Origin of the sequence: Amycolatopsis sp. CA-161197 (genome assembly GCF_050942255.1) — a bacterium.
GTDB lineage: Bacteria > Actinomycetota > Actinomycetes > Mycobacteriales > Pseudonocardiaceae > Amycolatopsis.
Genome location: NZ_CP192059.1, coordinates 4,058,559 through 4,079,019, shown reverse-complemented (window position 1 = coordinate 4,079,019; position 20,461 = coordinate 4,058,559). Strand labels below are relative to the sequence as shown.

At 71.8% G+C, this 20,461-nt stretch carries 19 protein-coding genes; 14 read left to right on the top strand and 5 right to left on the bottom strand.

Going from position 1 to position 20,461, the window contains the following annotated elements:
* Nucleotides 1–56 precede the first annotated feature (56 nt).
* Nucleotides 57–1,424, top strand: a complete 1,368-nt coding sequence (locus ACQPXB_RS19495; RefSeq protein ID WP_432854147.1) for an MFS transporter — start codon at nucleotides 57–59, stop codon at nucleotides 1,422–1,424.
* A 3-nt stretch (nucleotides 1,425–1,427) separates the two neighbouring features.
* Here the strand turns inward: ACQPXB_RS19495 and ACQPXB_RS19490 are convergent, their stop codons facing one another.
* Entirely contained in the window at nucleotides 1,428–2,441 is a 1,014-nt protein-coding gene (locus ACQPXB_RS19490; protein ID WP_432854144.1) for a helix-turn-helix domain-containing protein, read from the bottom strand.
* A 181-nt stretch (nucleotides 2,442–2,622) separates the two neighbouring features.
* Between ACQPXB_RS19490 and ACQPXB_RS19485 the strand changes: the two genes are divergently transcribed.
* The 12 genes from ACQPXB_RS19485 to ACQPXB_RS19430 all read left to right on the top strand — a co-directional run bounded on the left by ACQPXB_RS19485 (nucleotide 2,623) and on the right by ACQPXB_RS19430 (nucleotide 15,798).
* Complete coding sequence (locus ACQPXB_RS19485) at nucleotides 2,623–3,780, top strand: LLM class flavin-dependent oxidoreductase (RefSeq protein WP_432854141.1); 1,158 nt, start codon at nucleotides 2,623–2,625, stop codon at nucleotides 3,778–3,780.
* Between the two features lie 162 nt (nucleotides 3,781–3,942).
* Nucleotides 3,943–4,911 carry a GNAT family N-acetyltransferase gene (locus tag ACQPXB_RS19480; protein ID WP_432854138.1) on the top strand — a complete coding sequence of 323 codons (969 nt, stop codon included), beginning with the start codon at nucleotides 3,943–3,945 and terminating at the stop codon, nucleotides 4,909–4,911.
* Between the two features lie 91 nt (nucleotides 4,912–5,002).
* Nucleotides 5,003–5,548, top strand: coding sequence for a hypothetical protein (locus ACQPXB_RS19475; protein WP_432854135.1), 546 nt, complete (start codon nucleotides 5,003–5,005; stop codon nucleotides 5,546–5,548).
* 235 nt (nucleotides 5,549–5,783) lie between these two features.
* A complete protein-coding gene (locus tag ACQPXB_RS19470; protein WP_432854132.1) occupies nucleotides 5,784–6,212 on the top strand; it encodes an MmcQ/YjbR family DNA-binding protein in 429 nt (142 codons plus the stop codon).
* Nucleotides 6,213–6,335: 123 nt separating this feature from the next.
* Entirely contained in the window at nucleotides 6,336–7,355 is a 1,020-nt protein-coding gene (locus ACQPXB_RS19465) for a LacI family DNA-binding transcriptional regulator (RefSeq protein WP_386955335.1), read from the top strand.
* A gap of 60 nt (nucleotides 7,356–7,415) precedes the next feature.
* Nucleotides 7,416–9,089: a ribulokinase gene (gene araB / locus ACQPXB_RS19460; RefSeq protein ID WP_432856699.1), complete on the top strand. Its 1,674-nt coding sequence runs from the start codon at nucleotides 7,416–7,418 to the stop codon at nucleotides 9,087–9,089.
* 1 nt (nucleotide 9,090) lies between these two features.
* A complete protein-coding gene (locus ACQPXB_RS19455) occupies nucleotides 9,091–9,768 on the top strand; it encodes an L-ribulose-5-phosphate 4-epimerase (protein ID WP_366578621.1) in 678 nt (225 codons plus the stop codon).
* A 30-nt stretch (nucleotides 9,769–9,798) separates the two neighbouring features.
* Complete coding sequence (araA, locus tag ACQPXB_RS19450; protein ID WP_432854128.1) at nucleotides 9,799–11,304, top strand: L-arabinose isomerase; 1,506 nt, start codon at nucleotides 9,799–9,801, stop codon at nucleotides 11,302–11,304.
* 14 nt (nucleotides 11,305–11,318) lie between these two features.
* Nucleotides 11,319–12,419, top strand: coding sequence for a multiple monosaccharide ABC transporter substrate-binding protein (gene chvE / locus ACQPXB_RS19445; RefSeq protein WP_366578618.1), 1,101 nt, complete (start codon nucleotides 11,319–11,321; stop codon nucleotides 12,417–12,419).
* Nucleotides 12,416–13,936: a multiple monosaccharide ABC transporter ATP-binding protein gene (gene mmsA / locus ACQPXB_RS19440; RefSeq protein ID WP_366578616.1), complete on the top strand. Its 1,521-nt coding sequence runs from the start codon at nucleotides 12,416–12,418 to the stop codon at nucleotides 13,934–13,936. Before chvE ends, mmsA begins: the two co-directional genes overlap by 4 nt.
* On the top strand, nucleotides 13,933–15,156 hold the full coding sequence (gene mmsB / locus ACQPXB_RS19435; RefSeq protein ID WP_366578614.1) for a multiple monosaccharide ABC transporter permease: 1,224 nt from the start codon (nucleotides 13,933–13,935) through the stop codon (nucleotides 15,154–15,156). The genes mmsA and mmsB overlap by 4 nt, the downstream gene beginning before the upstream one ends.
* 168 nt (nucleotides 15,157–15,324) lie before the next feature.
* Nucleotides 15,325–15,798 carry a hypothetical protein gene (locus ACQPXB_RS19430; protein ID WP_432854124.1) on the top strand — a complete coding sequence of 158 codons (474 nt, stop codon included), beginning with the start codon at nucleotides 15,325–15,327 and terminating at the stop codon, nucleotides 15,796–15,798.
* A 6-nt stretch (nucleotides 15,799–15,804) separates the two neighbouring features.
* Here the strand turns inward: ACQPXB_RS19430 and ACQPXB_RS19425 are convergent, their stop codons facing one another.
* From ACQPXB_RS19425 to ACQPXB_RS19415, 3 genes are all read right to left on the bottom strand, one after another.
* Nucleotides 15,805–17,493: a phospholipid carrier-dependent glycosyltransferase gene (locus ACQPXB_RS19425; protein WP_432854121.1), complete on the bottom strand. Its 1,689-nt coding sequence runs from the start codon at nucleotides 17,491–17,493 to the stop codon at nucleotides 15,805–15,807.
* 95 nt (nucleotides 17,494–17,588) lie between these two features.
* Nucleotides 17,589–18,119 (bottom strand): hypothetical protein, encoded by a 531-nt coding sequence (locus tag ACQPXB_RS19420; RefSeq protein WP_432854118.1) that lies wholly within the window; start codon nucleotides 18,117–18,119, stop codon nucleotides 17,589–17,591.
* A gap of 105 nt (nucleotides 18,120–18,224) precedes the next feature.
* Complete coding sequence (locus tag ACQPXB_RS19415) at nucleotides 18,225–18,386, bottom strand: hypothetical protein (RefSeq protein ID WP_366578608.1); 162 nt, start codon at nucleotides 18,384–18,386, stop codon at nucleotides 18,225–18,227.
* 270 nt (nucleotides 18,387–18,656) lie between these two features.
* On the opposite strand from ACQPXB_RS19415, the gene ACQPXB_RS19410 reads away from it, so the two are divergent.
* Entirely contained in the window at nucleotides 18,657–19,880 is a 1,224-nt protein-coding gene (locus ACQPXB_RS19410) for a GNAT family N-acetyltransferase (RefSeq protein ID WP_432854114.1), read from the top strand.
* Nucleotides 19,881–20,052: 172 nt separating this feature from the next.
* On the opposite strand, the gene ACQPXB_RS19405 is transcribed toward ACQPXB_RS19410, so the two are convergent.
* The gene (locus tag ACQPXB_RS19405; protein WP_432854111.1) at nucleotides 20,053–20,376 is read right to left on the bottom strand and encodes a hypothetical protein; all 324 of its coding nucleotides are present in this window, start codon (nucleotides 20,374–20,376) and stop codon (nucleotides 20,053–20,055) included.
* Between the last annotated feature and the right edge of the window lie 85 nt (nucleotides 20,377–20,461).

Here is a 20,461-nt window from a genome sequence, read left to right as displayed (position 1 = left end):
TTAGTTCGTCAGCCGGGTCGGCAACGGCCTCGCTACCCCTCCGCCGAGCCTGGCTGGTGCTGGTCGTCGTGGTCGTCGCGGAGCTGATGGATCTCGTCGACACGAGCGTCGCCAACCTGGCCGGGCCGTCGATCCGCGCCGATCTCGGCGGCGGGCCGATGACGCTGCAGTGGGTGCTCTCGGCCTACACCGCGGCGTTCGCGCTCGGCCTGATCACCTCGGGCCGCCTCGGTGACCTGCTCGGCCGCCGCCGGCTGTTCCTGCTGGGCATGGCCGGCTTCACCGTCGCGTCGCTGGCCTGTGGATTCGCGCCCGGTGCCGGGTTCCTCATCGCCGCCCGGGTGGTCCAGGGTCTGTTCGGCTCGGTGATGATCCCGCAGGGCCTGGCGCTGGTGAAGATCGTCTTCCCGCCCGAGCACCTGCGCAAGGCGCTCATGCCGTTCGGCCCGATCATGGGCCTGGCCACCGTCGCCGGCCCTGTGCTGGCCGGCTGGCTGCTGCACCTGGACCTGTTCGGCGGTGAGTGGCGCTCGATCTTCCCGGTCAACGTCCCGTTCGGCGTTCTCGCCGACGCGCTCGCCTGGTGGGTCCTCCCCCGCCACAGCGGCGAAGACCGCACCGCGCGCCTGGACGTGCGTGGCGTCGGCCTGCTCACCGCCGGTTCGGCGCTGCTGATCGTGCCGCTCATCCAGGGCCGTGACCTCGGCTGGCCCGCGTGGACCTACGTGATGATCGCCGCCGGCCTGGTGGCCTTCGGGCTGTTCGTGGTGTCCGAACGCCGCAGCGCGCACCCGGTCATCGCGCCGTCGTTGTTCCGCAGGCGCAGCTTCGTGGTGGGCCTGGTGATCGTCGGCGGGTTCTACGCCGCGCTGAGCGCGTTCGTCCTGGTGCTCAACCTGCTGCTGCAGTCCGGCTTGGGCTGGTCACCGTTGCGGACCGGTTTCGCGCTGATCCCGTGGGCCGTCGGCACCGCGGTCGCCACACTGCTGTCGGGCGCCGTGCTCGCCGCGAAGCTCGGGCGAGCGAACCTCCACGCGGGACTGGCCATCGCGATCGTCGGCCTGCTCGGTCTCCGGTGGTCGATCGCCCACTGGGGCGCGGGCATCACCGGGTGGCAGCTGGCCCCGGCACTGCTCGTGACCGGACTCGGTTCCGGGCTGCTGTTCGTGCCGCTGTTCGACTTCGTCCTCGGCGACGCGACCACCGAAGAGGTCGGCACCGGCGCCGGAGTGCTCAACGCGGCCCAGCAGTTCGCCGGCGCCCTCGGCGTCGCCGCGCTCGGCACCGTGTTCTTCGCCCGCGTCGGGCCGCCGTCGGCCGCGTCGTACCTGTCTGCCGCCGAGCTGGTGTTCGGCCTCTGCGCCGGTGTCTACGTGCTGGTGCTGCTGCTGGTCCGGTTCCTGCCGAAGCACGCGCAGCAGTGAAGCTCAGTCGCCCAGGCCGTAGCGGCGGATGCGCTTGTACAAGGTGCCGCGCGCCATCCCGAGCCGGTGCGCCGCCGCGGTCTTGTTGCCGCGGCAGGCGACGAGGACCTCACGGATGATCTCGGCTTCCGCGTTCTGGAGCGGATTTTCGTGCTCCGACACCGAAACCGCGCTGAAAATCAGGACACAGCCGTCCTCGAAGCGGCCCGGGGTGACGGGGCGGACGGTGGCGACGCGGCCGTCGCCCAGCGGCAGGTGCGTGGCCGAGGGGCCGGCTTCGCGGAGCATCGCCCACAGCGTCGCACGGTCGGGCAGGGTCACGGCGGGACCGCCGTCGCTGATCATGATCTCGCCGTCGAGCGTGATCACGGTGGTGCCGGGCAGGGAGCGGAACGTCATGTGCGCGTCGACGAGCCGGCGCTGCCGGGGCGTGGCCGCGTCCCGCAACGCCGAACGCAGGCGCTCGGCGAACGCGACGACGGCGGCCATCACGAAGCGGTTGGTGTGCTCGGCGCGGCAGCACACGTTGACCGAACCGAGCAGCAGCCGCGTGGTCGGGTCGACGATCGGCGCGGTCGCGCACGTGTAGGGGTGCCAGGCCTGCTTGTAGTGCTCGGCCCCGACCACCATCGACGCGGACCGCACCGCCATCGACAGCCCGACCCCGCAGGTGCCGACGCCGTCCTCGACGTAGCGGTGCCCGGGCTCGACCTCCACCTGCTGCAGGTCGCGCCGCAACGCGGGATCGGACTCCCAGCGCCAGGTCAGCGTGCCGCGCGGGTCGACCAGCGCGACCGACGCGGCGTCGCCCACGAGCAGATCGGCCGTGCCGGGGATGACGCGGCTGCCGACCGCGACGAGCAGGGTTTCGGGGTCGAACTCGGCGGGCGCGAGGTCGAGCCGCTCGGGATCGACGCCCGACTGCCGCGACCGGACCCACGACTCCTCGATCTCCGGGCGCGCCGCCCCGCGGCGATCGGCCTCGAGGAACTGCTGCCAGACGTCCGAGGCGGGCACGGGCGGCTCCTCTCCTGGCTTCGTCGCCGGGAAACCCGAGTGTGCAGCACCGGTGGAGCGCGCTGCCAGCCCCCGAACGGGCGGGGTGTTCATCTTTTGAACGGTTCCGCCGCGAGCCCGGTGTGGCGCGCCGCGCCGGCGTTACCGTCGATCACCCGGCCGGCGAAGTCAAGGAGGACTCATGCGTTTCGGCGTCTTCATGGCCCCGTTCCACGCCTCACCGATCAAGAGCCCGGTGGCGGCTTTGGCTCGCGACATCGAGACGATCAAGCTGCTCGACCGGCTGGGCTACGACGAGGCGTGGATCGGCGAGCACCACTCCTGCGGCGTCGAGCTCATCGCGAGCCCGGAGATCTTCATCGCCCACGTCGCGGCGCAGACGAAGACGATCAAGCTCGGCACTGGCGTGCTCTCGCTGCCCTACCACAACCCGTTGTGGGTGGCCGACCGCGCGATCCTGCTCGACCACCTCACGCGCGGCCGGTTCATGCTCGGCCTCGGCCCGGGCTCGCTGCCGACCGACGCGTCCATGATCGGGCTCGACCCCCTCAGCCAGCGCGGCGCGCTGGAGGAGGACACCGACGCGCTGATGCAGCTGCTCAACGGCGCCGAACCCGTCACGGTCAAGACCGAGCGCTACCAGCTGCGCGACGCGCTGTGCCAGCTGCGGCCCTTCACCCAGGGCGGGCTGGAGGTCGGCGTCGCCGCGATCGCGTCGCCGTCGGGGCCGCGCATCGCCGGCAAGCACGGCCTCAGCCTCCTGTCGATCGGCGCGACCCTGACCGGCGACCTCGACCTGCTGGCCCAGCACTGGGACGTCGCCGAGGAACGCGCCACGCAGTTCGGCACCACGATGAACCGCGACGGCTGGCGGCTCGTCGGGCCGATGCACCTGGCCGAGACGAAGGAACAGGCCTACGCCGAGGTCGAGCACGGCCTCGACGACTGGTGCAACTACCTGCAGCACGTCGCCGCCGTCCCCCACTTCGAACCCGGCGGCGCGACCTTCACCGAGCGCGTCGACTGGATCAACGCCAGCGGCATCGGCGTGATCGGCACCCCGGACGACGCGATCCGCCAGATCGGCACCCTCGAAGCGCAGTCGAAGGGCGGCTTCGGCTCGTACCTGATGATGGCGCACGAGTGGGCGACGCCGGCCGCCACGGCGCGGCACTACGAGCTGTTCGCCGAAGCCGTCGCCCCGCACTTCCAGCAGCGCCTCGACCGCCTCGCCGCGACCGAGGCGCAGGCGAAGAAGCTGCGAGCCGAGCTGCACAGCCGGCAGGGCCAGGCCCTGGAGGAGGCGAAGGCCCGGCACGAGGCGGAGAAGTCGGCTTGATCTCGGGCGCGGGCCCGGCGGCACCGGTTCTGGCTTGGGTGCCGCCGCGGGCCTTTCCCTTGCGTCAGGCCGGCATCGCGCGTGCAGGACGTGCGGCCGGCCGCGATCGTTTTGCCGAAAACGAAGCGACAGCCCACCCACGGGGTGAATAGCTTCGGGCGCATGGACACCACGTCTCTCACCTGGCGGCCGCTCACCCGCGACGACGCCCAGGCGGCGGCCGATCTGCTCAACGCGATGGAGACCGTCGACCGGATCGGCGAGAACTACACCGCGCAGGACACCCTCCAGGAGCTGGTCGACCCGTACGCGGATCTGGCGCGCGCGAGCCTCGCGGCCTTCGACCGCGACGTGATGGTCGGGTACATGAAGATCCGCTACAAGCGGCACGCGGCAGAGGTCCACCGCGTGTTCCTCGACGGCGGCGTGCACCCGGACCACCGGCGCCGCGGAATCGGCGCCGCGCTCGTCGAAGCCGGGGTGGCGGCGGCGAAAACGCTGCACGCGCTGCACCACCCGGCGCTGCCGCTCGCGATCGACGTCCACAAGTCCGGCCACATCGACGGCCTGGCCGAAGTCCTGGCCCCGCGGGGCTTCGCACCCGTCCGGTACTTCCAGCGCATGGAGCGCCCGCTCGGTACCGCGCTCCCCGAACCGGCGATCCCCGGCGGGCTGCGGATCGAACCGTGGTCCGAGGACAGCGACGAGGACTTCCGCGTGACCCGCAACAAGGCGTACGCGGACCACTGGAACCCGGCTCCGTCGCCCGCGGACAACTGGCGGAACAAGATCGCCAACCACACCCTGCGGCCCGAGGCCAGTTTCCTGCTCCGCGACCCGGCGAACGGCACCGCGGCGGGCATGCTCGTGGCCAACCACTGGGAAGCCGACGCGGCGGTCACCGGCGTCCGCGGCGTGCATTTCTTGGCCATCGGGACGATCCCCGCGTACCGCAACCGGGGCGTCGCCACCGCGCTGCTCGGACACGCGCTGCGGGCGGCCGCCGAGCACGGCTTCGATCGGGCCGACGCGGACGTGGACTCGGCGAGCCCCGAGGGCGTGTCCGGGATCTTCGCGAGAGCGGGGTTCACGGCCAAGCGGCCCTACGTCCGCTGGGCGCTCGAGATCTGACGCGCGGGGCAAGCTCACCTCCCGCAGATGAGGCCGTCCGCGACCCGCCCCCAGATGCTCGCCTTGAGGGACGCAGAACGGAGGCAGACTCATGACGATCGGACCCATCCAGCTCGTCGTACTGGGATTTCCGGACCCGGACTTCCACGGCGCGGTCATCGCGGAGCTCGAACGGCTGAGGGAGAGCGGCACCGTCAACGTGGTCGACGCGCTGGCCGTGCACAAGGATTCCGACGGCGGGATCGAGGTCGCCCACCTGAGCAACATCAGTGACGAAGAAGCCGTCGAGCTCGGCAGCAAGGTCGGCGCGCTGATCGGGCTCGGGATCGACGGCGAGGAAGGCATGGAGGCCGGCGCCCTCGCGGGTGCCGAGGAGGCCGCAGAAGGCATCGACGTGTTCTCCGACGAAGACGCCTGGGACGTGTTGTCGGAGATCCCGGACGGCTCGGCCGCCGCCCTCGTGCTGCTGGAACACCGCTGGGCCATCCCCTTGCGCGACGCCATCGCCGAGGCGGGCGGGTTCCGCATCTCCGACGGCTTCATCAGCCCGCTCGACCTCGTCGCCATCGGCCTGGTCAGCGCGGAGGAAGCGAAGCAGCTGCATTCCTTCGAAACAGCCACCCCCAGCCGCACCTGAGACAGGAGGCAGACCATGTTCGGATCCCGCAGGATCGCCCGCCGCACCTCGCGGCGCACCGCCCGGCGCGTTTCGCGGCGCCGGCGCTGAACCCAGCGGGCCGCGTCGACCCGGAGTGCCCGCACGGGCTCGACCCCGGCCGAGCTCGACGGCCGTCACGGCGGTGTCCGAAGTGGACACCGCCCGGAGTGCCGCGATCGTCGCGTCGGCGCGACCCGGCCCCTACACTCGACCGATGCCGGACAACGACCGTCCCGCGTGCGTCGAGGACGTGCACGAGCTCGCGCTCGCGATGCCGCACGTCAAGATCTGGCCGGGCTCGGAAGGCAAGCCCGTGTACCAGGTCGGCGGCAAGTCGTTCGTCTTCTTCCGCAACCCGCGCTCGGACGCCTTCGACCCGGACACGGGTGAGCGCTACCCCGAGGTGATCGTCTTCTGGGTCCCGTCGGACGCCGACAAAGAAGCGCTCGTGCAGGACGAGGCCACGCCGTTTTTCACCACCCCGCACTTCCGCGGCCACCTTTCGGTGCTGGCGCGGGCGTGCCGCCTCGGCGAACTCAGCCGGGGCGAGCTGGCGGAGGTGGTGCAGGAGGCGTGGCTCTCGCGCGCCTCCGCGCGCCGCGCGGCCGCATGGCTCGCCGAACACCCACCCCCGGCCGGGTGATCACCGGAGGCCGGGGAGACCCAGTCGTGACCCAGCCGAGTCTTGACCGGGTGACTGTTATCGCTAACACTATGCGCCGGAAAGAGTGACGCGGACCACCCGGACGAGGAAGGCGGTGACGAAGTGTCAGCAGGAGCGGCCGGCGACCGGCAGGCGAGCCTCACGGACGTGGCCGGCCTCGCGGGTGTCTCCCACATGACCGTCTCCCGGGTCATCAACGGCACGGGCCCGGTCCGCCCCGAGACCCGGGCGCGGGTCATGGCCGCGGTGGAGGAGCTGGGTTACCGGCCCAACTCCGCGGCCCGCGCGCTCGTCACGGGCCGGTCCGGCACGCTCGGCGTCGTCGCGCTCGAGTCCAATCTGTACGGACCCGCGAGCACCCTGCACGGCATCGAGAACGCCGCCCGGGAAGCCGGTTACGCCATCACGATCTCGAGCGTGAGCCGCCCGGGCCGGTCGTCCATCGCGGACGCGGTGGAGATCCTGCGCCGCCAGGCGGTGGAGGGGATCGTCGTGATCGCCCCGCACGTCACGGCGGGGCAAGCGCTGGCGGGGGTGCCCTCGGCGGTCCCGGTCGTCGCCGTCGGCGGCGGCGAAGGCGCGCCGGTTCCGGTGATCTCCGTGGACCAGTACGACGGGGCCCGCCGCGCCACCGAGCACCTGCTCGCGCTCGGGCACCGCACGGTGTGGCACATCGCCGGGCCGGAGGACTGGCTGGAGGCGCTCGAACGCGAACGCGGCTGGCGCGAGACGCTGGAGCGCCACGGCGCCGAGGTGCCACCCGTCGTCCGCGGCGACTGGAGCCCGGCTTCGGGCTACGCCGCAGGGCGGGCGCTGGCCAAGAAAGTGCCCGGCGGGCTGGACGCGGTGTTCGCCGCCAACGACCAGATGGCGCTGGGGCTGCTGCGCGCGTTCACCGAGGCCGGCATCGGCGTGCCGGCGGACGTGCACGTGGCCGGCTTCGACGACGTCCCCGAGGCGGCGTACTTCACGCCGCCACTGACCACGGTGCGCCAGGACTTCATCGAAGTCGGCCGGCGCACGTTCGGGCTGCTGACCGAGCGGATGGGCGGCGGCGACCAGCACGTGCGCCACCTGGTCGAGCCCGAGCTGATCGTCCGGGAGAGCACCGGACCACGCTGAGCGCGGTCCCCACCGAAGGAGAACCCCGTGTCCCCGCACTCTCCGAATGTTAGCGCTAACATCCACGAGCCTCTCGTGGTCGGCGTCGACTTCGGCACGCTCTCGGGCCGCGCCGTCGTGGTGCGGGTCTCCGACGGCGCCGAGCTGGGCACCGCCGTGCACGAGTACCCGCACGGCGTCGTCGACCGGACGCTGCCCGCGACCGGCGAGCCGTTGCCGCCGGACTGGGCGTTGCAGGTCCCCTCGGACTACGTCGAGGTGCTGCGCACCGCCGTTCCCGCCGCCCTGCGCGACGCCGGCGCCGACCCCGCCGACGTCGTGGGCCTCGGCACCGACTTCACCGCGTGCACGGTGGTTCCGACCACTGTGGACGGAACGCCGCTGTGCGAGCTGCCGGAGTTCGAGCGCGAGCCACACGCGTACGTGAAGCTGTGGCGCCACCACGCCGCCCAGCCGCAGGCCGACCGGATCACCGAGCTCGCACGGGCCCGCGACGAGAAGTGGCTGCCCCGCTACGGCGGACGGATCTCGTCGGAATGGGAGTTCGCCAAGGCGCTGCAGGTGTGCGAGGAGGCGCCGGCCGTCTACGCGGCGACGGCGCACTGGGTCGAGCTGGCCGACTGGATCGTCTGGCGGCTGACCGGCCACTACGTCCGCAACGCCTGCACCGCCGGGTACAAGGGCATCCTGCAGGACGGCGAGTACCCGAGTGCCGATTTCCTGCGCGAGCTGAACCCCGGCTTCGCGGACTTCGTAACTGACAAGCTCGACCGGCCGCTCGGGCGCCTCGGCGACCGTGCCGGCTCGCTCACGGCCGAAGCGGCCGCGTGGACCGGGCTGCCGGAAGGCATCGCCGTCGCGGTCGGCAACGTCGACGCGCACGTGACCGCGCCCGCCGCGCAGGCCGTCGAACCCGGCCGGATGGTCGCGATCATGGGCACCTCGACGTGTCACGTGCTCAACGCCGAGGAGCTGCGCGAGGTCCCCGGCATGTGCGGGGTCGTCGACGGCGGGATCGTGCCCGGGCTGTGGGGGTACGAGGCCGGGCAGAGCGGGGTCGGCGACATCTTCGCCTGGTTCGCCGAGCACGGCGTGCCGCCCGGCTACCACGAGGACGCGCGACGAGCGGGCGTCTCGCTCCACGAGCACCTCACGACCTTGGCCGCCGGCCAGGAAATCGGCGCCCACGGGCTGGTCGCGCTCGACTGGCACAGCGGCAACCGCTCCGTGCTGGTGGACCACGAGCTGTCCGGCGTCGTCGTCGGCCAGACGCTGGCCACCCGCGCCGAGGACACCTACCGGGCGCTGCTGGAGGCCACCGCGTTCGGCACCCGCACCATCGTCGAAGCCTTCCGGGACTCGGGGGTGCCGGTCACCGAGCTGGTCGTGGCGGGCGGACTCGTCCGCAACGCCTTCCTGATGCAGCTCTACGCCGACGTGGTGAACCTGCCCCTGTCGGTGATCGGGTCCGCGCAGGGACCGGCGCTCGGCTCGGCCCTCCACGCCGCGGTGGCGGCCGGCGCCCACCCGGACATCGCCGCGGCTGCCCGCGCGATGGGCTCGGTCCACCGGGACGTGTACCGGCCGGTGCCGGCCCACGTCCGCGCCTACGACGAGCTCTACGCCGACTACCGCGAGCTGCACGACCACTTCGGCCGCGGCGGCAGCGACGTGCTGCACCGCCTCGCGGCCCGTCGCCACGCCGCCGCCCCCGGCCGGAAAGGACAGTCCTGACATGTCGCTGACCGACGAACTGCTCGGCACCGTCGCCGAACTGCGCCAGACGGTGGCCGATCTGCACGGCGAGCTGACCCGCAACGAGCTGGTCGCGTGGACCGCGGGCAACGTCTCGGCGCGGGTGCCCGGGCGCGAGCTGATGGTGATCAAGCCGTCCGGGGTGTCCTACGACGAGCTGTCCGCCGACACCATGGTCGTCACCGACCTGCACGGGCGGCTGCGCGACGGCGATCTCGCGCCCTCGTCCGACACGGCCGCCCACGCCTACGTGTACCGGCACCTGCCCGAGGTCGGCGGGGTCGTGCACACGCACTCCACGTATGCCACGGCGTGGGCCGCGCGCGGCGAGCCGATCCCGTGCGTGCTCACGATGATCGCCGACGAGTTCGGCGGGGAGATCCCGGTCGGGCCGTTCGCGCTGATCGGCGACGACTCCATCGGCCGCGGCATCGTCGAGACGCTGCGGGCCAGCCGCTCCCCCGCCGTGCTCATGCGCAACCACGGCCCGTTCACCGTCGGGCGCACCGCCCGCGACGCGGTGAAGGCGGCGGTGCTGGTGGAGGACGTGGCCCGGACCGTCCACAAGGCCTTCGAGCTCGGCGCGCCCGCGCCGCTGCCGCCCGAGGACGTCGACCGCCTCTACGCGCGCTACCAGAACGTCTACGGCCAGCGCTGAGCCCGGCCGGCGCACCCGACGAGGAGAGAAATGGCTTCGCAGAACAAACCCCAGGTCTGGTTCCTCACCGGGAGCCAGGCGCTCTACGGCGAGGACACGCTGGCGCAGGTCGCCGGGCAGTCGCTGGAGATCCAGCGGCTGCTGGCCTCGACCGGACGGCTTTCGGCCGAGCTGGTCGGGAAACCGGTGCTGACCGAGGCCGCCGCGATCCGCCGGCTGCTGCTCGAAGCCAACGCCGACACTTCCTGCGTCGGGGTGATCGCGTGGATGCACACCTTCTCGCCGGCGAAGATGTGGATCGGCGGGCTCGACGCGTTGCGCAAACCGTTGCTGCACCTGCACACCCAGCTCAACGAAGCCCTGCCGTGGCAGTCCATCGACATGGACTTCATGAACCTCAACCAGGCCGCGCACGGCGACCGGGAGTTCGGCCACGTGCTGACCCGCCTTTCCGTGCCGCGCAAGACCGTTGCCGGGCACGCGGGCGACCCGGTGGTCGTGGCGCGGATCGACGCGTGGGCGCGGGCCGCGATCGGCGCGGACCACCTGCGGGAGCTGCGGCTGGCGCGCTTCGGGGACAACATGCGCGACGTCGCCGTGACCGAAGGCGACAAGGTCGAGGCCGAGCTGCGCTTCGGCGTCTCGGTCAACACCTACGGCGTGAACGACCTCGTGGAGCTCGTCGACCGCGCGTCCGAAAAGGACACCGGCGAGCTGGTCGCCGAGTACGCGTCGGCCTACGACCTGGCGCCGGAGCTCGCCGAATCCGGCGCCCGCCACGAGTCCCTGCGGTACGCGGCGAAAGTCGAGCTGGGGCTGCGGCGGTTCCTCGCCGAGGGCGGTTTCGGCGCGTTCACCACGAACTTCGAGGACCTCGGCGGCCTGCGGCAGCTGCCGGGGCTGGCCGTGCAGCGGCTGATGGCCGACGGCTACGGCTTCGGCGGCGAAGGCGACTGGAAGACCTCGGCCCTGCTCGCCGCGGTGAAGGCGATGGGGGCCGGCACCGGCCTCGGCACGTCGTTCATGGAGGACTACACCTACCACTTCGGGCCGGGCGAGCCGAAGATCCTCGGCGCGCACATGCTCGAGGTCTGCCCGAGCATCGCCGCCGCCCGCCCGTCGTGCGAGATCCACCCGCTCGGCATCGGCGGCCGCGAGGACCCGGTGCGGCTCGTGTTCGACGCCGCCCCCGGCCCCGGTGTGGTGCTCGGCCTGGCCGACCTCGGCGACCGGTTCCGCCTGGTGGCCAACGAGATCGAGGTCGTCCCGCCCGACGAGCCGCTGCCCAGCCTGCCGGTCGCGCGCGCGGTCTGGCGGCCGGCGCCGTCGCTCGCCACGTCGGCCGAGTCGTGGATCACCGCGGGCGCGCCGCACCACACCGTGCTGACCCAGGCGGTGCCGGTCGAGACGCTGCGCGACTTCGCCGACCTGCTCGGCGTCGAGCTCCTCACCATCGACGCCGGCACCACCACCTCCGGGTTCGCCGACCGGATCCGCTGGAACCAGGCCTACCACCGGCTCGCCCAGGGCTTCTGAAAGGAGCACGAACAATGAAGTTCATCCGAGGAATCCGAGGGGTCACCGTCGCGGCGCTGGCTTTGACGCTGGCCGCCTGCGGTTCGAGCGTGAAGACGGCCGACCAGCAGCCGGCCGCCGGCTCGTCGGCGGGGGCGCTGATCGGCGTCACCATGCCGACGAAGTCGTCGGAACGCTGGATCCACGACGGCGACAACATCAAGGCAGCGCTGGAGAAGCTCGGCTACAAGGTCGACCTGCAGTACGCCGAGAACGACATCCCCACGCAGGTCAACCAGATCGAGAACCAGATCACCAAGGGCGCCAAGCTGCTGGTGATCGCCTCCATCGACGGCACCGCGATCACCACCCAGCTGCAGGAGGCGGCCGACCACAAGATCCCGGTGATCGCCTACGACCGCCTGCTGCTCAACAGCCCCAACGTGGACTACTACGCGACCTTCGACAACTACAAGGTCGGCGTGGAGCAGGCCACCTCGCTGGTGAAGGGCCTCGGCACCGGTCCCGGCCCGTTCAACATCGAGCTGTTCGGCGGCTCGCCCGACGACAACAACTCGACGTACTTCTTCAACGGCGCCATGTCCGTGCTCAAGCCGCTCATGGACAGTGGCAAGCTCGTGGTGAAGAGCGGCCAGACGACGTTCGCGCCGACCGCGATCCTGCGCTGGGACCCGGCCACCGCGCAGCGGCGCATGGAGGACCTGCTCACCAAGACCTACGGCGGCGGCGCGAAGGTCGACGGCGTGCTCTCGCCGTACGACGGCCTGTCCATCGGCATCCTCTCGGCGCTCAAGAGCAACGGCTACGGCACCGCCGGCCAGCCCTACCCGGTGGTCACCGGCCAGGACGCCGAGGTCGCGTCGGTCAAGTCGATCATCGCCGGCGAGCAGTACTCGACGGTGTTCAAGGACACCCGCAAGCTCGCCGACGTCACGGTGAAGATGGCCGACACCGTGCTCAAGGGCGGCAAGGCGGAGGTCAACAACACCACCGACTACAACAACGGCAAGAAGGTCGTGCCCTCGTACTTGCTGCAGCCCGTGGTCGTGGACAAGACCAACTACCAGAAGGAGCTGCTGGACTCCGGCTACTACACCGCGGGTCAGCTGAAATGACGGAACTGCTCGGCATGCGCGGGATCACGAAGACCTTCCCCGGGGTCACCGCGCTCGCCGACGTCACCCTTTCCGTGCGCCGCGGGGAGATCCACGCGATCTGCGGGGAGAACGGCGCCGGGAAGTCGACCCTGATGAAGGTGCTCTCCGGGGTGCACCCGCACGGCAGCTACGACGGCGAGATCCGGTTCGACGGCGAGGCGTGCGAGTTCGGCTCCGTGCGGGACAGCGAACGCCGCGGCATCGTGATCATCCACCAGGAGCTGGCGTTGTGCGGGCAGCTCTCGATCGCGGAGAACATCTTCCTCGGCAACGAGCGGGCGCGGCGCGGGTTCATCGACTGGAACCGCACCAACCACGAGGCCGGCGAGCTGCTGCGGCGCGTCGGCCTCGCGGAGAACCCGGTCACGCCGGTGCGCGACCTCGGCGTGGGCAAGCAGCAGCTCGTGGAGATCGCGAAGGCGCTGTCGAAGCAGGTGAAGCTGCTCATCCTCGACGAGCCGACCGCCGCGCTGAACGACGACGACTCCGCGCACCTGCTCGACCTGCTGCGCGGGCTGCGCGCCGACGGCGTGACGTCGGTGATCATCTCCCACAAGCTCGGCGAGGTGATCGCGATCGCCGACACCGTCACGATCCTGCGCGACGGCCGGACGATCGAGACCCTCGACGCGGCCGGGCTCACCGAGGAGCGGCTGATCACCGGCATGGTCGGGCGGGACCTGGAGCACCGCTTCCCGCCGCGCGAGCCGGACATCGGCGACGAGGTGCTGCGGATCGAGGACTGGACCGTGCACAGCCCGACCCAGCCGGGCCGGGTCGTGGTCGACGGCGCCAACCTCACGCTGCGGCGCGGGGAGGTGGTCGGCCTGGCCGGGCTGATGGGCGCGGGCCGGACCGAGCTGGCGATGAGCGTGTTCGGCCATTCCTACGGCACGGGCATCTCGGGCCGGCTGATCAAGGACGGCGTGCCGATCGACGTCCGCTCGGTCCGCGACGCGGTGCGCCACGGCATCGCCTACGCCACCGAGGACCGCAAGCGCTACGGGCTCAACCTGATCGAGGACGTGCAGCGCAACGTCTCGGCCGCGGGCCTGGGCAAGCTGGCGCGCCGCGGCTGGGTCGACGAGCACGCCGAGCACGACACCGCCGCACGGTTCCGCCGGGACCTGCGGATCAAGGCGCCGACCGTGCGCAGCGTGACGGGGAAGCTCTCGGGCGGCAACCAGCAGAAAGTCGTGCTGGCCAAGTGGATCTTCACCGACCCGGACGTCCTGATCCTCGACGAGCCGACCCGCGGCATCGACGTCGGCGCGAAGTTCGAGATCTACTCGATCATCAACTCCCTTGCCGCGCAAGGGAAGGCCGTGCTGGTCATCAGTTCCGAGCTGCCGGAGCTGATCGGCCTGTGCGACCGGATCTACGCGCTGTCCGCGGGCCGGGTGACCGGCGAGGTCGCCCGCGAGGACGCCACCCAGGAGCTGCTGATGCAGTACATGACGAAGGAACGCCCATGACCACAACGGACACGGCCCGGCCCGCCGCGCCCCCGGCCGCCACCCCGGGCAGGCGGATCTCGATCAACCCGCGCCAGAGCGGGATCTACGTCGCCTTCGCCCTCATCGTGGTGCTGTTCGAGGTGCTCACCGGCGGCGCGCTGCTCGAGCCGCAGAACATCTCGAACATCATCGTGCAGAACTCCTACGTGCTGATCCTCGCGATCGGCATGATCCTGGTGATCATCTCCGGCCACATCGATCTCTCGGCCGGGTCGGTGGTCGCGATGACCGGCGCCGTCTCGGCGGTGCTCATGGTCAACCTGCACGTGCCGTGGCCGCTCGCGGTGCTGATCACCCTGGTGACGGGCGCGGTGATCGGCGCGTGGCAGGGGTACTGGGTCGCCTACTTCGGCATCCCGGCCTTCATCGTGACGCTGGCGGGCATGCTGGCGTTCCGCGCGCTGACGCTGACCGTGCTGGGCAACCAGGGCATCGGCCCCTTCCCCGACGCGATCCGCACGCTGTCCAACGGCTTCACCGACGGCTACCTCGGCAACATCGGCCTCGGCCCGCTCGGCGGCGCCGACCTGGTCAGCCTCATCGTCGGCGTGCTCACCGTCGCCGCGATCGCGATCACCCAGCAGCGCAAGCGCTCCGCGCGGCTCGGGTACGGGCAGGAGGTGGACCCGTACCCGGTGTTCGTCGCGAAGGTGGCCGGCGCCGCGATCCTGGTGCTCGCCGTGGTGGTACAGCTCGCGCGGTTCAAGAACCTGCCGTGGGTGCTGATCCTGCTGGCCGTGCTGGTGGTCGGCTACTCGCTCGTCGCCGGGCGTTCGGTGTTCGGCCGCCACATCTACGCGGTCGGCGGCAACCTCCAGGCCGCGACGCTGTCGGGCGTCAAGGTCAAGTCGGTGGCGTTCTGGATCTTCGTGAACATGGGCGTGCTGGCCGCGCTCGCGGGGATCATCTTCGCCGGCCGACTGAACCAGGCCGGTCCCACGGCCGGCGTGAACTTCGAGCTCGACGCGATCGCCGCCGCGTTCATCGGCGGCGCCGCCGTGCAGGGCGGCGTGGGCAAGGTCGTCGGCGCGATCACCGGCGGGCTCATCATGGCCGTGATCAACAACGGCATGTCGCTGATCGGCGCCCCGAGCGAGCGCGTGATGCTGGTCAAGGGCGTGGTCCTGCTCGCGGCCGTCGCGTACGACATCTGGACGAAACGCCGGGGTACCGCTTAGGGGCCGACGTGCGTCCACTGTGGAGTGCTGGACGCGGCGGGAGCTGGACGGGTGCGCGGGTGCGGCAGCCAGGCGGGGTGTCCGCCTGGCTGCCGGATCACGATTCGAACCTTGACACCCCACGGCCGCGATGTTGGATCCCGTGTCGTGCCTCGAAGAAAGCTCGTCATGGCGACGGCGGCTGCGCTCGTGCTCGGTGGTGCGGCGGTCGCCGTGACAGCCGGGCTGGTGACCGGCGGAGACCCGGCGCCGATGACTCCGGCAGCGCCCGCCGCGGGTTCGGCTCCAGTCGCGTCGAAACCCGTTTCCCCGCCGCCCCAGCCCCTTTCGCCCGCGGTGACCGCGTCCGGTGAGCCGGCGCACGCCGACCCCGTGGATGTCCACAATGCACACGGGTCCGGGGCAATTCAGTCGCCGAAGCACACCAGCGGCAATTCCGGCAGCTCCCGGAGCGACGCCGACGTCTACAAACAACCGATCAACGCTCGTCCTTCGGGCCAGGTGCCCGGTCTCGGCCCCGTACTCGGGACGAAAACGGGCAACACCGGTCCCGCGGACGAACCGGTCACCACGCCCTCGGCACTCCCCAACCCGGCCGCGACGCCGCCCACGTTCACACCGTCGGTGCAGCCCGGGCCGTGACCGGGTCTACGGCCGGCGGAAGATGGTGATCGAGTGGCCGACCTCGTCGATCGGGGTGCTGGTGGCCAGCAGGGCCTTCAGGTGGGCGTCGGCCTTGGCGATGGAGGAGTCGGAGACCGCGAGGAGGCCGTGGACCTGATCGGGCGGCACGCGGAGGGGGTCGGCGGCGGCGATGCCGTAGAACGCCGGGACGCCGCTGCCCTTGTAGATCAGCCAGACGGGCTCGCCGGGGTAGGTCGTGTGGAGGCGGTCGGCGAGGCGGCCGAGGTCCTGGCCCCAGTCGACGTTCGAGTCGTGCAGACGCAGGTGGGTCTGGGCCGGGCCGCCGAAGGCCTCGTTGGAGTAGGGCAGGTAGTACGGGAAGGTCAGCAGTGAGCTGACGGCCGTGAAGACGACCAGCGCCGCCGCCATGAGGTGGGCCCAGCGGCGGCGCAGGAGGACGACGCCGGCGGCCGCGACGGCGAGGAACATCGGGAGGAACACCGTGTACCGGACACCGAAGTCGCGGCTGCCGGTCATCGCGGCGGCCAGCAGCACGGCGGACGGGACGAGCAGGTACGGCGCGGCGGGGCGCAGCCGGGGAATCGCGAGCAGCACCACGATCCCGGCCAGCCAGAGCGCCAGCGTGCCGAGCGGGGTCTTCACCAGGATCGCAGCCGGGAGGTAGTACCAGAGGGCGCCGAAGTAGAGGCGGCCGAAGAGGAAGCCGCTCCACACCTGGTCTTCGAAGCCGAACTGGAGGTGCATGCCGTCGCGGTACGGCGCGGGCACCGGCAGCCAGTCGGCGAGGGCGCGCAGGCCGTGCAGCGTCGGCAGGCCCGGCGGTGCCTGCCAGCGCAACCGCGGATCGACGGCGAGGTAGGCAGCCCAGACGACGGCGACGGCGATCACCCCCGTGCCGACGACCGTCGCGACGAGCTCGGCCGCTGTCCGTTTCGGGCCAAAACCGGAGCCGCGACGGAACTGCCACACCGACAGCGCCGCCAGGAACAGCACCACCGGAACCGCGGGCAGGGCGCTCATCTTCGTGGCGATCGCCGCGCCCAGCGCGAGTCCCGCCAGCGGGAGGTACCGCAGGGGCCGGTGCCGGGCCCGCCACACCAGCCAGGCCGACGTCAGCAGGAACCCGGCCATCGGCACGTCGAGCGTGGCCAGGGAGCCGTACGCGATGACGTCGGGTGAGAAGGTGTACAACGCGAGCGCCATGAGCCCGCCGACCGGGCCGGCCAGGTCGCGCGCGAACGCGAAGACGACCAGCCCGAACAGCAGCGTCAGCACGATCATCGGCAGGCGGGCCAGGAGCATCAGGTGGCCGGGGTCCTGGCCCGACTCGTACAGCACGCGCCGGCCGAGCTGCGTTTCGTCACCGGCGAACGCGGGGTCGAGGTGCACGTCGGCGAAGGCCAGGCCGGACGCGATGATCAGCTTGCCCAGCGGCGGGTGCTCCGGGTTGTACCGCAGGCTGTGCTGGTCGAGGTAGACGACGGCCGCGCCGACGTACACCGGCTCGTCGATCGTCGGGGTCTGCTCGACGGCCGTGGTGACCATCGCGAACGCCATCTGCCCGAGCAGCGCGAACCCGACGAGCGCGAAGGCCCACCGCCGCAGCCACCCGAACCGGCCCGCCGGGGCCGGACCCGGGTCCGCCGGGGTCGCCTCGCCCGCGCTCGACAGCTGGCTCGTAGGCGGCGACAACCCGGGGTTCCTTCCACGCGAGAGAACACGTCCGAGCCCATGCTACGCAGCGTCCGGCGAGCGGACCTCCTGCTCAGCCCTCGACGGAGCCGGGCCTAGTCCTCCTCCGCCGCGGTCCGGCCGGGTGACAACGCGATCGCCGTGACGGCACCCTCGAGCCAGCCCACACCGACGCCGATGCCGACGACCGCCCAGACCGAGAGCCGGGGGTGGCCCGCGAGCAGCAGCGGCACCGTGGCCAAGGCGACGGCCTCGCCGGTGAGGGACGCGATCAGGGAGACGTTGGTGCCCGCGCCCAGGCGGTCCGCGGTGGCGCCGGCCAGGCGCAGCACGACGTAGCCGGACAGCAGGATCGCGACGTCCTGCCACGCGTTCGCCCGGGAGCCCGCGACCGCGACACCGGCCAGGCCGCCCAGGAGACCCAACAACACCGTCGCGCCCGCGAGCGCCGCGGGCCGCACCGACGGCAGGCCGGACACCGCCTGCGCGACGATCCCCCCGGCGAGCGCGGCCACCCCGGCGGCGATCAGCAGGAACAGCCACCACGGCACCAGCGGATCGCTGAGGATCCCCGCCGTCACCCCCACCATCACGCCGACGACCTCGACCTTGGGACGGTCCGCCATGCCCGCTCCCCCGTTCCCGCTCGACCTCCGGACGGGTCGGAGGTTAAGGGGCCGGCGGCGGGACCGGTCCCGCCGCCGGAACCGTCCCGTGTGGACCGGCGCCGGTCAGCGGCTGCCGACGGTCCTGCGCTTGACGAACCCGATCACCGCCGTCGCCACGAACAGCACCGCGCCGACGACCACCAGCCAGAACAAGCCCTTGATCACGACCCCCAAGACCACGCACACGAGCCAGACCACCAGCAGAATCCCCAGCAACGCGATCATCGAAGCTCCTCCTGTCGATCACCACCTCCCCGGCGGGAGGCACGTCGGACTACCCGCGGCTCGCGGGGTACAAACGCCGGTGCCCCGAGCGAGATCCGCGGCCCTCGCCGAGCTCGGCGGAGATCGAGACGTCGGCATCGACGGGCGTACGGTCCGGCTGCTCATCCGGGCTCCGGTGCCCCCGGACGGTGCCGGTAATTCGGTTGACCCGGCCTTCCGACGCCGATGCACTGTGGCGCGACAGCCACGACTCCCGGGGAGACCGCCACGGTGGACACGCACGCAGTGGAGATCCGCACCACGACCGAGCAGGACTTCGACGTCTTCGTCGACACCGTCCACACCGCGTTCGCGCGGTTCCCGGAAACGCCCGCCGACGGTGGCGGCGGGTTGTGGTGGTCGGCGCTCGAGATGGACCGCGGGGTGCTGGCCCTGGCGGACGGGCGGCCGGTCGGGACCGCGGCGGCCTACTCGTTCGAGCTCACGCTGCCGGGTGAGGTCGTGGTGCCGGCGGCGGGGATCACGTCCGTCGGGGTGCTGCCTTCGCATCGGCGCCGGGGCGTGCTGAGCGCGATGATGCGCCACCAGCTGGCCGAGCTGCGGGCGCGCGGGGAGTTCCTGTCCGTGCTGCTCGCGTCGGAGGCCACGATCTACGGCCGCTTCGGCTACGGGCCGGCGACCTACACCGGGCAGCTGACGGTGGCACGCCACCAGGCCGCGCTCGCCGCGCCGCGCGCCCAGGCGCCGGCCGACACCGGCTCGGTCGAGGTGCTGAAGCGCGACGAGTGCGGCGACCTGCTGGAAGACGTCTACGACCGCTACCGCCGCGCGCAGCCCGGTGCGTTGTCCCGGCCGCACCGGTGGTGGGCGTTGCGCGCGGGCCAGCCGCCGATCACCGCGGCGCCGCGGTACATCGCCGTGCACCGGGACGCCGACGGGACCCCGGACGGCTACGCCAGCTATTCGCTCGGCGAGCCCGGCACGCTGGCCGTCGACGAAACCATCGCCACCGACGACGCCGTCTTCACCGCCCTGGCCCGCTTCGTGCTCGGCCACGACCTGGTGAAGAGCGTGGTGTTCAAGCACGTCCCGCCTTGGCACCCGCTGCGCTGGCAGCTCGCGGACTTCCGCGCCGGCGAGGCCCGCGACGACGACTGGCTGTGGGTGCGGCTGCTGGACGTCCCGCGCGCCCTGACCGCCCGCGGCTGGTTCACCGACGGCGAGCTCGTCCTCGACGTCACCGACCCCTTCCTCGCCGAACGCGCCCGCCACCTCCTCACCGTCCGCGACGGCAAAGCCGAGTGCGTCCCCACGGACCGCACCCCCGACCTGTCCCTCGACATCCGCGACCTCGGCTCCCTCTACCTCGGCGGCACCACCCCCAGCACCCTCGTCCGCGCCGGCCACATCCACGCGCACCACCCCGAAGCCGCGGCCGTCGCCGACGCGCTTTTCCGGGGCGACCGAGAGCCGCACTGCCTGCACTGGTTCTGACGCCGCTCAGCGGTCCGGGCGGTTCGGAGGCGACGCTAGTTCCCAGGTTCGCGATCCGGGTCCTCACCGAGCACCCGGGCCGCGTCCTCGCACAGCCGCCGCCCGGCGATTTGGTCGGCCCTGTGCGGCAGCCCGAGCCGCTCGGTGACGAGACCGGCAATCCCCCGCCACGTCACCTCGTCGAGGCCACGCCGGCGCCGGATCTGCTCGGCAAGCGCGAGAGCGTGACGTTCTCGGTGACGCCCTGGTACAGCGCTGATTGCTGGGTCAGCGCGACCGCTGTCGGCCGGCCGATGCGGATGGCACTGGGCAGCCGCGGGGCGCGCTTGAGGAAGGTGATCGCGCCGCCGCTGTGCTCGGGCGTGAAACCCAGTGGTGCCAGCATTTCGCGCGGTTCGGCGTGCGGGTCGAACGCGGCGTCGGTCGCGCGGTTGGGCACCGCGTGGAGCATGGCGTCGCGAATCGCCCGCGGATCGGCCGTCTCCACAGTGGACACTCCAGGGCCGGGACCGCGACGGCGGTGCGACGGACAGCGAAGCGCGTCGATCGTAGCGACGACGCCGGGCCGGCTCCGGAGAATC